The 13904-nt window shown below is 61.9% G+C and carries 17 protein-coding genes and 1 pseudogene; 8 read left to right on the top strand and 10 right to left on the bottom strand.

The annotated features are described in order from the left end of the window. The first annotated feature begins 115 nt into the window (after positions 1-115). The 5 genes and pseudogenes from KGR00_RS14945 to KGR00_RS14925 all read left to right on the top strand — a co-directional run bounded on the left by KGR00_RS14945 (position 116) and on the right by KGR00_RS14925 (position 3354). Positions 116-436 (top strand): hypothetical protein, encoded by a 321-nt coding sequence (locus KGR00_RS14945; protein ID WP_224419496.1) that lies wholly within the window; start codon positions 116-118, stop codon positions 434-436. Positions 437-622: 186 nt separating this feature from the next. After that, a complete protein-coding gene (locus KGR00_RS14940; protein ID WP_224419495.1) occupies positions 623-1363 on the top strand; it encodes a hypothetical protein in 741 nt (246 codons plus the stop codon). A gap of 468 nt (positions 1364-1831) precedes the next feature. After that, a pseudogene (locus tag KGR00_RS14935) lies at positions 1832-2008 on the top strand (IS481 family transposase); the annotation flags it as partial. Positions 2009-2129: 121 nt separating this feature from the next. Further along, positions 2130-2609: an SMI1/KNR4 family protein gene (locus KGR00_RS14930; protein WP_224424447.1), complete on the top strand. Its 480-nt coding sequence runs from the start codon at positions 2130-2132 to the stop codon at positions 2607-2609. A 409-nt stretch (positions 2610-3018) separates the two neighbouring features. After that, positions 3019-3354: an immunity protein YezG family protein gene (locus tag KGR00_RS14925; protein ID WP_224419493.1), complete on the top strand. Its 336-nt coding sequence runs from the start codon at positions 3019-3021 to the stop codon at positions 3352-3354. A gap of 234 nt (positions 3355-3588) precedes the next feature. On the opposite strand, the gene KGR00_RS14920 is transcribed toward KGR00_RS14925, so the two are convergent. The 5 genes from KGR00_RS14920 to KGR00_RS14900 form a co-directional block, all read right to left on the bottom strand. Further along, a complete protein-coding gene (locus KGR00_RS14920; RefSeq protein WP_224419889.1) occupies positions 3589-4383 on the bottom strand; it encodes a DUF2797 domain-containing protein in 795 nt (264 codons plus the stop codon). A 26-nt stretch (positions 4384-4409) separates the two neighbouring features. After that, positions 4410-4667, bottom strand: a complete 258-nt coding sequence (locus tag KGR00_RS14915) for a DUF1315 family protein (protein ID WP_224419492.1) — start codon at positions 4665-4667, stop codon at positions 4410-4412. Positions 4668-4724: 57 nt separating this feature from the next. Further along, on the bottom strand, positions 4725-5567 hold the full coding sequence (locus KGR00_RS14910) for a rhomboid family intramembrane serine protease (protein WP_224419491.1): 843 nt from the start codon (positions 5565-5567) through the stop codon (positions 4725-4727). 218 nt (positions 5568-5785) lie between these two features. Further along, positions 5786-6790, bottom strand: coding sequence for a metallophosphoesterase (locus KGR00_RS14905; protein WP_224419490.1), 1005 nt, complete (start codon positions 6788-6790; stop codon positions 5786-5788). Position 6791: 1 nt separating this feature from the next. Further along, the gene (locus KGR00_RS14900) at positions 6792-7673 is read right to left on the bottom strand and encodes an NAD(+) kinase (RefSeq protein WP_129140025.1); all 882 of its coding nucleotides are present in this window, start codon (positions 7671-7673) and stop codon (positions 6792-6794) included. Between the two features lie 123 nt (positions 7674-7796). Between KGR00_RS14900 and KGR00_RS14895 the strand changes: the two genes are divergently transcribed. Then, positions 7797-8753 (top strand): DUF1853 family protein, encoded by a 957-nt coding sequence (locus KGR00_RS14895; RefSeq protein WP_224419489.1) that lies wholly within the window; start codon positions 7797-7799, stop codon positions 8751-8753. A 15-nt stretch (positions 8754-8768) separates the two neighbouring features. On the opposite strand, the gene KGR00_RS14890 is transcribed toward KGR00_RS14895, so the two are convergent. Together KGR00_RS14890 and KGR00_RS14885 are read right to left on the bottom strand one after the other, a co-directional pair. Then, positions 8769-9809, bottom strand: a complete 1041-nt coding sequence (locus KGR00_RS14890) for a zinc-dependent alcohol dehydrogenase family protein (RefSeq protein ID WP_224419488.1) — start codon at positions 9807-9809, stop codon at positions 8769-8771. A 184-nt stretch (positions 9810-9993) separates the two neighbouring features. Beyond that, positions 9994-10866 (bottom strand): EamA family transporter, encoded by an 873-nt coding sequence (locus KGR00_RS14885; protein ID WP_224419487.1) that lies wholly within the window; start codon positions 10864-10866, stop codon positions 9994-9996. Here KGR00_RS14885 and KGR00_RS14880 point away from each other — a divergent pair. Further along, complete coding sequence (locus KGR00_RS14880) at positions 10865-11368, top strand: DUF6314 family protein (RefSeq protein WP_224419486.1); 504 nt, start codon at positions 10865-10867, stop codon at positions 11366-11368. The genes KGR00_RS14885 and KGR00_RS14880 overlap by 2 nt on opposite strands. An 86-nt stretch (positions 11369-11454) precedes the next feature. Here the strand turns inward: KGR00_RS14880 and KGR00_RS14875 are convergent, their stop codons facing one another. Together KGR00_RS14875 and KGR00_RS14870 are read right to left on the bottom strand one after the other, a co-directional pair. Further along, on the bottom strand, positions 11455-11739 hold the full coding sequence (locus KGR00_RS14875; protein ID WP_129140030.1) for a hypothetical protein: 285 nt from the start codon (positions 11737-11739) through the stop codon (positions 11455-11457). Positions 11740-11785: 46 nt separating this feature from the next. Beyond that, positions 11786-12445 (bottom strand): MBL fold metallo-hydrolase, encoded by a 660-nt coding sequence (locus KGR00_RS14870; protein WP_224419485.1) that lies wholly within the window; start codon positions 12443-12445, stop codon positions 11786-11788. A gap of 251 nt (positions 12446-12696) precedes the next feature. Between KGR00_RS14870 and slyD the strand changes: the two genes are divergently transcribed. Continuing rightward, on the top strand, positions 12697-13179 hold the full coding sequence (slyD, locus tag KGR00_RS14865) for a peptidylprolyl isomerase (protein WP_224419484.1): 483 nt from the start codon (positions 12697-12699) through the stop codon (positions 13177-13179). A gap of 69 nt (positions 13180-13248) precedes the next feature. Here slyD and KGR00_RS14860 read toward each other — a convergent pair whose 3' ends face one another. Further along, a complete protein-coding gene (locus KGR00_RS14860; protein WP_224419483.1) occupies positions 13249-13896 on the bottom strand; it encodes a CDP-alcohol phosphatidyltransferase family protein in 648 nt (215 codons plus the stop codon). Positions 13897-13904 lie beyond the last annotated feature (8 nt).

Raw genomic sequence — 13904 nt, 5'->3', positions numbered from 1 at the left:
TTCGGTTTTGATTTTTCTTCATGACGAAGGCGAGATCAGGCTAAAACTTTCAAGAAGCTTTTCAGAGTTTTTGGACAGCTTAACCACTCACCCGGATTTTATTTGAGAATGACTTATGGATAGATATTCAGGAAAGCCTTTTCTTTTACTACTTGATCATTACGTCCTTGCTTGCATCAATCAGCTCAGCGATACCCAGGAAAAAATGTTAGAAAAAATGGAACCAAAACTAGCCAGTATCTACAACACAAGCGGAGGCTGGTTAAAAATAGTTAGCACCCAAATGGATTTCCCGGAATCTATGCCAGATACCATTATTGATTTATGGTTGCAGTATTTAGATCAAGCTAAGGAGCAAGGCGTCTCAGTAGATCCTAATGAGTTTGCCATATCGTTTGTCAACCAAAACTTTCCCGAGATTTTAGAAGCTCAATGAATGTCTGATCTAAAATCTTCGTGTCAAAGGGCGGCGGTCTACTGGCCCAATGCAACACCTGCCCCATTCAGCATGGCGTTGCACTCCTGAATTCAGAACTTACGTCGAGTCGCTAGAATTTTAGTGGGCGGACAACTCTTTTGAATTTAAAATGTAACCCATACCTCATCGGGAAAACGCGAGAATATGACAATATTCATCTCATTTTTGCTATTCCTTATTTGTGCATTTTTTACTCTAGCCACCTCCAACGGTTATGCGAACTACGAGGGGTTGGCGGCGGATGTCATTTTAACGGCATTTTTGATTCCATCAGTAATAGCACTTCCTTTCTGTCTTCCAAAATCTGGCAGAAACTTCAGCCGCTTTCTAAAAGCTTATAACTTTGCATTGATTTTCATTATAGTACTTCACGCCAAAGACATCCCTGCCACTGAAAAAACCATCAACACTACAAAAAGTGCCAATCACGCTGAAGTAGTCAGCAATGCCGCCATGAACAAAATTACCATTGGCGATTTTTCCATATTAATTCCAAACACATGGACTGTATATGCACCTAACAAGACAAACTACATTCTAAAAACGGTGGACGATAAAGGCAAAGTAGCGATGTATATTGGTTACGATAAAAGCAATGAATCGCAAACCCTCGAAGAATACGCTTTAACGCTTGAAAGCAGCTTCAAATCAAACTTGTCAGGCGACATCTCTACATCAAATATCGCTGACTGCGGCATAAAAAGAATCGAGTGTCTTTATGAGATTTTTAATCTTTCCAATGACAATGAAAAAACAACAACCGTCATCGCTTCTTTTAGCGCTCCCCATGGTCATTACAGAGTAATGATAACCACTTTTACGCCATTATGGGAGGTGAAAAGTGATGTGTTTTTTAAAACAATACGTTCTTTTAGATTGCTATGAGCACCGGGTTTTGCTTGGCAAAGACGGTCGCAAATCTGAGTGCAACCACCTGCCCCATTCAGCATGGTCTGTACTTGATCATTGAGACTGGCTTCCGACAACTACACTTTAGATGATCACTCGATAAGCAGGTCTCAAGGCGCAAAAATTGGAAAAACATACCTACCACCCATAGGCCATTAAGGAAATTTATCATGGCAGGAAAAAAAACTCCCACAGGAAATTGAAAATCTCATATACGAAAAAGGTAAGATGGCTGTCGAGGCAGAACAAAACGGCAACAAAGAAGGATTTGAAAGATATTTCCTTGAGGCATGGGACATGCTCCCCGGGGAAAAAATAGACCAAGATCATGCCCACAGCATCTCACAAGTACTTGTAGGGTCCCGGATGATCAAATGAGCTATAGAAGTTATCCTTTGCTGGCCGCCAAGGAGCTTCTTCAGCAGTTCATCCGGGAGCAAGGATATGGACATCAAGCTACATAAACAGGCGACCACCACACCGAAGATCCGTGCCGAGATCCAGGCAGCGCCCTCCAGCATCACGGATAGTGAGCTAGTCCGTCAGTATGGCGTTGCCACAGTGACCATCCGGCGCTGGCGGTACCGTGACGATGTACATGATCGATCGCATACACGTCACTAATCTTGCCCAGCACAATCAATTACCCATCGAGATGATGAAGGAATGGCAGACCAAGCGTCCCGAGTTATTTACCAAGCGGGGCCCGACAGCGCCGGCATCTCGCTAACAGGATTTTAAAATGCTAAGCCATATGACTGCCACAGGTAAAAAATTACGCCCTGAGGATTTGAGCAGGGCTGAAGATGAGCTGGGCCATGCATTACCCGAAGCGTACAAAAGCTTTTTGTTAAAATATAATGGAGGCGTGCCGCTAGAAAGCTATATTGACTTTGAGGCCGAGAAACTAAAGCTACCAGGCGATGAGATAAAGAAGTTTTATGGGCTAAATGCAAAGCCTGCAAATGACATTCTTCACAAAATGAAAGAAATCGGCTGCAATCTTCCAGCAGGCCTTATCTTTATTGCAAATACTCATGGCGGAAACTTTTTCCTGCTATCTTTGCGAGAGGACTCTTATGGAGAGGTCTTTTATAAAGATCATGAACTTGAAGACAAATCTCCTTTTGATCCTGAAAACGGCACACTGCCCGAAAGCACTGCAAAGGTATCCCGCGCCTTTAGTGACTTCTTAGATGCCCTTTATGAGAATGATGAATGACTTTATTTAACGCCTCGTCTAAAATGAAAAAAGGTTTTAGTTGAAAATGGTGCCGGGACAGTCCATCAAAAACACAGCGTGTACAGTGACAGTATTCACCTGCCACATGTCTCGCGGACTCCCTCTAGTTGTGTGAATCATCCGGGTTGTTCACGGAAAGCCTCAGCTGACTGATCGGAGGTTGGCAGCTATAGGGTCCCGAATGATCGGATCGCATATAGAAGTTATCCCCTGCTGGCCGCCAAGATGCTCCTTCAACAATTCATGCAGGAACAGATTCATGGACATCAAGCTGCATAAACAAGCGCCCACGACGCCGAAGATCCGTACCGAGATCCAGGCAGCGCCCTCCAGCATCACGGATAGTTGTCGGGCCCAGTATGATTAACAACCAGAAAGGAGTCTTAAAATGAGTGTTGAGCCACAAGAAACTGCAATTCAAGAGATCGCGCTTCTAGCACCCCACAAGTGGGATAAAATTCAGCTGAATATTGAAATTGATGATATTGAAGGCGAACTGGTCATCAGCCCGAAGGGGACATTCCTTATTGATGACGAATCTCATGAGTTACGTTTAGGGGTTGATGCCACCAATGCTTTCAAAGAACTCCGAAAGGTTATGACTCAGAACGACAGGGAAGGCCGAGCCTGGACTATATGCGACCTTGAGATTCAAAATGATGGCCAATACAATTTCAAGTTCTCATATGATGAACCACCCAGGCTAGCCACTTTGAAAGAGTGATAATAAAGAGTTCTTCGTCACCCAATGTGGATTTGGCCTGATCGAGCAGGCGGCCCACCGTGCTGGCGAGAGCACCTGACGGCTCGTCACAAGCCGCTGACTCTCCGCGCGGATAACGGAAGCCCGATGAAGGCGTCGACCTTCCTGGAAACGCTGTACGATCTGGGCCCCTTGTATAGCCGGCCGAGAGTCAGCAACGATAACGCCTTCGCTCGTCGACGCTTCAGACGGCACCTAACCGACACTCACCTCGTAGCCGGTGAACTTGCGCAGGTTGATCACCCCGGTGTCGAACATCAGGTACTGCCCCTTGATCCCCATCAGGGTGCCGCCGACGGTGGGTGTCTTGTCGAAGTTGAGCGAGACCACCTTGGTGGGCGCTTCGAGCACCGGATAGTCGAGTGTCACCGGTGTTTCGTCGAGGATACGGATGGCGTCGGCGCCGAAGCGCTCGCGGAGTTGTTCGAGGCCTTCGGCCAGGACATCGAGCAGACGGTCGCGTTCGGCGACGAGATCGAGCGCTGCCACCTCGCCCTTGAGCATCGCCCGCCAGTTGGTGCGGTCGGCGACCTGGGTCTTGAACAGCGTCTCGACCAGCCCCGACTGCTGGCGGGTGGCGACCTCGAGGATCGGCAACGCCTGGATCGCCCCCTGGTCCAGCCAGCGGGTGGGCAACTGGGTCTTGCGGGTAATGCCGACCTTGAGCCCCGAGGAATTGGCGAGATAGACCACGTGCGGCTGGAAGCAGTGCCGTTCGCCCCATGCCGGGTCGCGGCAGGTACCCAGGAAGTAGTGACAGGTTTCCGGCTTGACGATGCAGGTATCGCACAGGGGCAGACGCTTGAAGCAGGGGTAACAGTACCCCTGGCCGAAGCTCTTGCGGGTCGCCCGCCCGCAATGCGTGCAGGCGATGGCGCCGGTGTGGGTGAGGCCCAGCGTCTGCCCCAGCCGCGCATTGAGATCCAGGCGCGCCTCGCCGGCGCGCAAGGTGTAGCGCGCCGGCCCGCCGTCGCCGGGGGCGATCGCCATCTTGCTCAGGCAGCCCCGGGCGGCCATCAGTTCAGCCACTTGATGCGTTCCTCGCCGTTGCCGGACGCGCTCTGGCAACTGCCCTGGAGATAGCCCACGCGCTCGGTCTCGGGCACGTCGTGTTCGATCTCGTAGCGGATCACCGCCTCGAGACACAGCTCGGTCTGCTCCTCGGAGAGGCGCCGCCCGTCGGGCCACTTGCGCAGCGCCACCGCCTGCTTGAGGCTGCGATAGACCTCGGGCGTCATCTGCTGGATCATGCGTTCGAACGTCATGTCGCTCATCGTCGTCTCCTTCGCCTTGTCGGCCTGATTGTCTCACGTCACGCCGGCCCGCGGTGTTCAACCGGCGCGTTTCTTGCGGCTGGCCCAGCCCCCGAACGCCAGGCCCAGCAACAGGCCGCCGAGGTGCGCCTCGTTGGCAACGTTGCCGAAGCCCAGCGGCTCGGCAAAATCGGTCATGGTGAAGACCATCCAGCCAAGCATGAACACCACCAGCATCTGCGGCACGAAGAAACCGCTCGACGGGCGACGCCGCGACATCAGCCAGACGTAGCCCAGCAATGCATAGTCGACCCCCGACATGCCGCCGAACAGCACGGTGCCGGTGGCGTACTGGGCCAGATTCGAGCCCACCGCGCCGATCACCACGACCAGGGCCAGACGTCGGGCGCCATTCAGGCTTTCGACCTGACGGCCGAAGTACCACAGCCAGAGCATGTTGAAGATCAGGTGCATCCAGCCGAAATGCAGCAGCACCGGCGTGAACAACCGCCACACCTGGCCGCTGGCCAAGGTCTCGCCGAGCGAGCCGAGATGCACCGCGTTGCCGACCACACTGACCGGCGTGATCATCAGCCAGGCGAGCACCCGGTCGCCGAGCAGGGCCATCAGGGCAAAGACGATCACACACATGCCGACCAGCCCGGCGGCGACCGGCGCCTCGGCCAGCGCCCCCCGTTTCCAGTGGCCGCGGGCGCGTGCCGGCGGCTCGACATCGAGCGGCTCGCCCCGACGCCAGCGCTCGACCAGTTGCCAGAACGCCTCGTGCTGGCCGGGGTCGGCCAGCCATATCACCAGCGCCTCGTCCTCCTCGCTGATGCGGTGGCCGATGCGCTGCGCCCACAGCGCCTGGCGCAGGCCACGGATGTCGATGTCGCGGGAGATCCTCAGCACCGGCTGCATGGGCGTTCCTCGGAGGCGATGGGTGACGGGGCGCGGGACGCGCAAAAAGAAAAATCCGGCGGAGGGGGCCGCCGGACAAAGAGCAAGGGATCATTCAAGGGAACACTCACTCTGACGGCGGTCACGCGGGTAAGTTTCATGGCGAGGCAAAAAAATGTGTAATTAATTGTAATCGACCAATCGCGCCTCGAACGCCGCGGTTCCCGAGCGCCCGGGGCTCAATCCAGATCGATCTCCCAGGGGCGGGGACGCGCCCGTTCGTCGCGTGGGACTCGCAGCCAGACGAACTTGTCGGCATCGAGCGTCGCCTCGCCGTCCCAGCGATAGGCCACCAGCCGCCCGAACTTCACCGCACTGTAGTCCAGGCAGGCGATGTTGGGCGCGGGCAGCGCCGGCACGCCCTCGCACCAGTAATGGCCGAGGAACAGCGGCGGCTCGTCGGGGCCGTAATAAGGCAGACTGGCCAGCTCGGCCTCGGAGAGGGGCTGGGTCTCCAGATCGCCGGGCAGGTTGTCGGGCTGGAACACCACGTCGCCGTAGGTGCGCGGCTCCCTCGCCCAGAAGTGCGCCCGGAAGGTTCGCCGGGTAAAGCCGTCGCCGGAATGAATCTCGACGCCCTCGGGCAGGCGCAGGTGGGTCCCCCGCGTCAGCCGCTCGAGGACGCGAAAGGCGAAGCTGCCGGAATCCGCGGACTCGGCGAGGAAGGCCTCATCGATGCGTCCGCTCGGATGACGCGCCAGAAAGCGCCGGATCAGCGGGGCGTCCCAGCAGGCGTGCACCACCCGCAGGCCATCGATCTCGAGCACCAGCGGAATCGTCATGAACCAGGCCAGGGCATCCTCCCACTCGCCGGGATGATGGCGATACTGCTCGAGGGTCTCGCGGATGATGCGATTGTGCCGCGGGGTATGCTCGCGCAGCCACTCGCAGCTCGACCCGCTGGGACAGCGCCGGTTGTAGGCCAGGGCATTGATCTCGTGATTGCCCATCACGATGTGGGCCTCGCCGGCCTCGACCATGCGGCGGGCGATCGACACCGCCAGACGAATCCGCGGTCCGCGATCGATGAGATCGCCCAGGAAGATCGCCTTGCGCCGCGGATGGCGGTAGACGCCGCCCTCGCGGCGGTAATCTAGCTTCTCCAGCAACGCCGCCAGGGTCGCGCCGCAGCCGTGAACGTCGCCGATCAGGTCATAGCCATCGATGCCGTCGGTCATGCTCATCTCATTCCCCCAGCCGGCTGCTCCAGCCGAGTTTGCTGCGACAGATCTCGTAGTAGTTGTGACCGTGCGGATGGATCAGCGTCAGGCGTTGCGGCTTGCGTCGCACGTGGAGGATGTCGCCGGGCTTGGAGACCACCTGGGTCTGACCGTCACAGCTGACGTGGGGGTAGGCTTCGTTGGTCTCGCCGATGTGGATCTTGATCTCGCAGCCGGCGTCGACCACGATCGGCCGGCTCGACAGGGTGTGCGGGAACATCGGCACCAGGGTAATGGCCTCGAGTCGCGGATGGACGATGGGCCCGCCACCGGACAGCGCATAGGCGGTCGAGCCGGTCGGCGTGGCGATGATCAGGCCGTCCGAACGCTGGCTGTAGACGAACTGATCGTCGACGAACAGCTCGAACTCGATCATCCGCGCCGCCTTGCCGGGATGGATGACCACGTCGTTGAGCCCATCGGCGGTGCCCACCAGGGTGCCGTTGCGATAGACCTCGGCGTCGAGCAGGAAGCGCTCTTCGCTGTCGTAATGGCCGTCGAGCACCTCGCCGACCTTCTCCTCGACCTCCGCGGGCGAGATATCGGTGAGAAAGCCCAGCCGCCCGCGATTGACGCCCAGCACCGGCGTGCCGCTCAGGCACATCGCCCGGCCGGCGCCGAGGATGCTGCCGTCGCCACCGACCACGATCACCAGATCGCAGATGTCGCCGAGCAACCGCCGGCTGGACTCCTGCTGGCCGTGGTCGAGCAGCACGGTGGCGGTGCGGTCCTCGATGATGACATGATGACCCCGGGCATTGAGGAAGCGGATCAGGCGCCTGAGGGTCTCGACCACCTTGGCACTGCCCAGGCGGCCGATCAGGCCGATGTTCTTGAAGGGTTCCATGCACGCTCCCCTGCCTCGTCGAGCCCGCCATTATGCGGGCAGGGCCGGCCCCGGGCAAACGCGCCGGGCGTCGCGCAGCCGCCACGCCGCCGCCCATCACGAGCCCGATCGGGGGAAATGCTCATGAACCAGGCGCCTTCGCCGTCAGCCTATCTGGACACCCTGCGCCATCCGCTGGTCCGTGACCTGGCCTGGCTGCTGCACGCCCCGGACCTGCTGGTCACGCCCTACCCCGGCCGGCCGACGCTCGACGAGCTGGGGCTCGGCGACGCGCCGACGTGCGCGGCATGGCTGGCGGCGCTGGAAGCGGACCCGGCAGCGCTCGAGACGGCCCTCGACCATCGCCTGACGGGGCGGCTGGGGCTCTATCACGAGGCACTGTGGCACTTCCTGCTCGACCGCGCCCCGGCGACCCGGCTGCTGGGGCGCAACCTAGCGGTCCGCGACGCCCACGGGGCGACGCTCGGCGAGCTCGATCTGATCTATCGACGCGAAGGCGACGGGCCGCCGGTGCATCTCGAACTGGCGATCAAGTACTACCTGGGACTCGCCGACGGGCCGGGCGCGCCCGATGCCCCGGCACGCTGGATCGGCCCCGGCTGTGCCGACTCCCTGGCCCTCAAGCACCACCATGCCCTCACCCACCAGTTGCCGATGAGTCGGCGTCCCGAAGCCCGAGCCCTGCTCGCTCCGTTCGGCGCCCCACCCCTGGCACGGCGACTGGCGATTCTCGGCGTACTGTTTCGGCCCTGGCGGGCGGTGCTGCCCCTGCCGCGGGGCTGCGCGCCCGGGGCGCCGGTCGGCGTCTGGCTGCACCTCGCCGACTGGCCGGCCTTTCGCGCCACCCTCGGCGAGGCGCGCGGCGCCTTCCTCGACAAGCCGCACTGGCTGGCGCCGCCACCCGACGACGCCCTGCAGCCCCTGGCGGCGCTCGGCGAGCGACTCGACGGCCATTTTCGCCAGCACACCACCCCGCGCCAGCTGGTGGCGAAGACGGCAAGCGGCACACGGCACAGGCTGTTCGTGGTCGCCGACGACTGGCCGCGCCTCGTCCCGCTCGCCCCACGCGCGGCGGGCTGAAGCGCGGCGGCGCGTTCAATCGGCGATCAGCAGCACCTTCATCGCCCGCTCGTCGGCGGCGTTGGCAAAGACCCGGTAGGCCTGTTCGATGTCGTCCAGATCGAAGCGATGCGAGATCAGCTCGGCCGGCGCGATCCTGCCGCCCTGCACGGTCTGCAGCAGCATCGGCGTGGTGTTGGTGTTGACCAGGCCGGTGGTGAGGGTGATGTTCTGGATCCACAGCTTTTCGATGTGCAGCTCCACGCTCTTGCCGTGCACCCCGACGTTGGCGATGTGTCCGCCGGGCGTGACGATCGACTGGCAGACGTCGAAGCTGGCCGGCACGCCCACCGCCTCGATGGCCACGTCGACGCCCTTGCCGTCGGTGAGCGCCATGATCGCCTCGACGGCCGACCCTTCGCGGGCGTCGATGGTATCGGTAGCCCCCAGCCGGCGCGCCATCTCGAGCCGTGCCGGGTCCATGTCGGCGACGATGAGCCGCGAAGGCGCATAGAACTGCGCGGTCAGCAGGGTCGCCATGCCGACCGGTCCGGCGCCGACGATCGCCACGCTGTCTCCCGGCTGGACCCGGCCGTTGAGCACGCCGATCTCGAAGCCGGTGGGCAGGATGTCGCTGAGCATCACCAGCGCCTCCTCGTCGGCCTCCGCCGGCACCGGATAGAGGCTGTTGTCGGCATGGGGAATGCGCACGCGCTGCGCCTGGGTACCGTCGATCAGGTGGCCCAGAATCCAGCCCCCGTCCTCGCAGTGCGAATAGAGTTGCTTCTTGCAGGCAGAACAGCGACCGCACGCGGTAATGCACGAGATCAACACCCGATCGCCGGGCTGGAAATTGGCCACGGCGTCGCCGACCGCCTCGACAATGCCCACGCCCTCGTGGCCCAGAATGCGTCCCGACTCGACCTCGGGGACGTCGCCCTTGAGGATATGCAGATCGGTACCGCAGATGGTGGTGTACAGGATCCGCACCAGCGCATCGGTAGGCTTTTCGAGGGTGGGATCGGGTGTTTGCTGCCAGGCCTTCTTGCCAGGCCCTTGGTAGACCAGTGCTTTCATGGAACGAGGCTCCTCACGCTGGGGCGACGTCGCGTCGCCCGTCGGCACTACCCCGCCGCCGACCCGTGCCGGCGGCATTTCGAGAGTGCCCAAGGAGCATGGCGCATGACCGCCGCCCCGCCTTGACGTGCATCATTCCCGTTGGCGATGGCCCGCCGCCAAGCTGACCGGGATCAAGTCCGGCTCATGCGGCGGCCGTGGCGCGCCGGCGGTGCCGCACCCACCACTCGTTGACCAGCAGGGCGGCGACGATGACCGCACCGCCCGAGGCCAGGCGCAGGAGATCGGCATCGCGATTCCAGATCAACAGATTGACCAGCAGGCCGGCCGGGATCAGGGCGTTGTTCATGATCGCCAGGGCCCCGGCGTCGACCCGGGTCGCGCCCTTGTTCCACAGGAAGTAGCCCAGCCCCGAGGCGGCCAGGCCCAGCCAGGCCAGCACGCCCCACTGCACGCCACTCGTCGGCAGCTTGGCCGAGCCCAGGCCCAGGTAGGCCATGGCCACCAGCACCAGCGCGCCGAGATAGAACCAGCCGAACACGCTGCGCTGGGAGACCCCGTCCGGCAAACGCAGCGCCAGATGCCGGTAGGCCACCTGCCCCACGGCGAAGCACAGGTTGGCGCCCTGCACCACCCAAAAGCCCAGCCAGAAGTCCTCGCTCACCCCCTGGTAGCGGATCACCGCCGCCCCGGCCACGGCAATCGCCGCGGTGAGCAGGTAGAATGGCGAAAAGCGCCCGCCGATGGCGTCGTCGAGCAGCGTGACGTAGAGCGGCGTGAAGATGGTGAATAGCAGCACCTCCGGCACCGACAGCAGCAGGAACGACTGATAGAAGAAGATGTACATCAGCCCCAGCTGGACGGCACCGATCGCCATCAGCGCGAGCTTCGCCCCGTGACTCAGCGCCCGGGGGCGCAGGAACGGCAGGAACAGCAGGCTGGCCAGCGAGATGCGCACCAGCACCGCGAAATAACTATCGACCTGACCGGCCAGATAGGCGCCGATCAAGGAAAACGAGAACGCCCACAGGGCGGTGACACCGATCAGGTAGGACATGAGTCAGCATTCCGTCGAGCAAGGAGACGAGCCGGCCATCTTAGCGCTGCGCCGCCGGCTCCTGTCAACCAAAACAGTTTCCTTTAGTTCACAGCCAGGCGAGCAGTCGCTCAGCGGCTGGGCCGGCCATGGCGACGGCGCTGTCGTGGTGGCCGAGCACACCGACGCCAGCGTGACCTTCACCGAGACCGGCCACTTTCGTCTCGCGGCCGGCGACCGTCGCCCACCGGGCGCGCCGGTGGCGTTTCGCAACGTCTTTCGCTGGACGCCCTACCCCGGGCGCATCGCCCTGTCCCACGAAAGGCGCGGCAGCGAGGCGGCGGTCTGGCTGTTCGATCTGATCGCCGGCGAGACGCCCGACACCCTGGTGTCGGCCGCGGCGCATCTCTGCGGAGAGGACCGCTACCAGGCCCGTCTGGTACTGGGCGAGGACGGTTTCGAACTGAGCTGGACGATCGACGGCCCGCGCAAGCAGGAGCGGCTGGTCTATCGGTACCGCTGACGCTCGGCCCGTAGGCCCCGGAACGCGCGAGGCCAGCCGGATACGGCTGGCCTCGTGGATCGAAAGGCGCGGCTGACGCTGGCAGCCTACTTGCGGGTTCTGGCCTTGCTCATGCCCCAGCCGATCAGCTTGGTCGCCAGCCAAGCCACCAGCAGCAGGATCAGCACCGTCAGCAGCATGGAGACCGGCTCGACGATGCAGGTGGCGCCGATGATCGCCGCCGCTGCGCACCAGACCCAGCGGTCGTCCTGGCTGCGCAGCACCCGGGGCACGCGGCGGTCGATGAAGTGGCCGAACGGGCCGTCCCAGCTTTTCCAGGTCAGAAAGAGAATCAGGGCGAAGACGATCAGCCAGATCACGGTCAAGGTCATTGATTAGCTCCTGAGAGTCACTCGAGGTCGGTGGTGGATAGCGTTGTTATCGGGATCGAGCCCGCCCCGTCACGCGATCGGCGACGAACGGGTTGCTGCGTCGCTCCTCGCCGAAGGTCGACAGCGGCCCATGGCCGGGCACGAAACGCACGTCGTCGCCCAACGGCCAGAGCTTGTCGACGATCGAGCGCAACAGGTCGGCCTGATTGCCCCGCGGGAAATCGGTACGCCCGATGCCGCCGTGGAACAGCACGTCGCCGACCCAGGCGAGCCGCGCGGTCGCCGAATGAAAGATCACGTGGCCCGGCGTATGGCCGGGGCAATGCAACACCGCCAGCCGCTCGCGACCGATGCTGACCGCATCGCCCTCGCTCAGCCAGCGATCGGGCAGGAAGGGTTCCGGTGTCGGCAGGCCGAACAGCGCGGCCTGTTCGTCCAGGCCGTCGATGAGAAACCGGTCGTCGCGGTGCGGACCGATGATCTCGACCCCGGTGCGCCGCTTGAGTTCACCCACGGCACCGACATGATCGAGATGGCCGTGGGTGAGCAGGATGGCGGTCAGGGTCAGGCGACGCTGCGCGACGGCGTCGAGCAGGCGATCGGCGTCGCCACCCGGGTCGACCAGGGCCGCCTCGCCGGTGGTCTCGCAGTACAGCAACGAACAGTTCTGGGCAAAGGCGGTAACGGGGAAGCAGTCGAATTGCATGTTCGGTGCCATCGGGCCTGGGCTTGCGAATCCTGTCGGCAGGGTACCCCTGCCCCGTGAGCGGCGCAACCAGCCGTCAGGCCGCCCCGGAGCGGGCGTCCGGGGCTTTCCCGCGACTGCCGCCGCACGCGTCTTGAAGCACAGTCATGCCGGGCCCGGGATGCATGAAAAAATTCCCGCAGCCCCTGACAGCCCTGGGACGAGACGTTACCATTGTCGTGACATACACATACCGAAAGGTCCATCACATCATGCAGATTGCGCAGAATTCCGTTGTCGCGTTCCACTACACCCTGACCAACGACTCGGGTGAAGTGCTGGACAGCTCGGAAGGCCGCGAGCCGCTGACGTACCTTCACGGCGCCGGAAACATCATCCCCGGCCTGGAAAAGGAGCTGGAAGGCCACCAGAGCGGCGATAAGCTGCAGGTGAACGTCAACCCCGAGGAAGGCTACGGCGAGAAGCAGGACGCACTGGTCCAGGAAGTTCCGCGTGATGCCTTCCAGGGCGTCGAGAGCGTCGAGCCGGGCATGCAGTTCCAGGCTCAGACCCAGGGCGGACCGCTGATGGTCACCGTCACCAAGGTCGAGGGCGACACCGTCACCGTCGACGGCAACCATCCGCTGGCTGGCCAGAAGCTCAACTTCGACGTCGAGATCGCCGAAGTCCGCGAAGCGACCAACGAAGAAGTCGAGCATGGTCATGTCCACGGTGAGGACGGTCACGAGCACTGAGTTCGCACGCCGCAACGGCCGAGAACATCGAGGGCAGCGCCAGGCGCTGCCCTTTTTCGTGGGCGGGAATCACCGGGGCGTGCCTGCCGACGCCTCGCCCCGCCCCACCTCGCACAACGTCCGATAGCCGCCCCACAGCCGGGTCAGCGTGGTGATCAGGCACGCCACCGTGAAGCCCCCCGCCAGCCAGACGAACTGCCCCGGCCACAGGCAGAACGCCACGAAGGCGAGAATCGTCTCGGTACCCTCGGTCAGGCCGTCCAGATAGAAGAACGCCTTGTGGGGAAATGCCGGCCGCTCCAGGCGGTGCCGGGCGGCCATGATCGCAAAGGCCAGGAAGGTGCTGCCGGTGCCCACGAAGGCAAACAGCAACCAGACCGCGGCCAGGGCGTTGGCCGCTGGATCGGCCAGGGCAAAGCCCACCACCACGGCGGCGTAGAATACGAAATCCAGGCCGATATCCAGAAACCCCCCGGCGTCGCTGGCGCGATGCGTGTGGCGCGCCAGCGCGCCGTCCAGGCCGTCCGCCAGGCGGTTGAGCAGGATCGCCACGAGTGCCGCGCCATAGGCCTCGACGGCCAGCAGCGGCAGGGCCAGCATGCCGATGGCGAACCCCGCCAGGGTGATCTGGTCGGGCGACACCCCCCGCGTGGCGAGGCGTGACGCCACCCGGGCGAGCGGCGGTTGTACCCAGTTGGCGGTCCAGCGGTCGAGCATGTGCGCTC

The organism is Modicisalibacter sp. MOD 31.J (genome assembly GCF_020147985.1).
Taxonomy (GTDB): domain Bacteria; phylum Pseudomonadota; class Gammaproteobacteria; order Pseudomonadales; family Halomonadaceae; genus Modicisalibacter; species Modicisalibacter coralii.
This window is presented reverse-complemented; position numbering and strand designations above follow the sequence as displayed.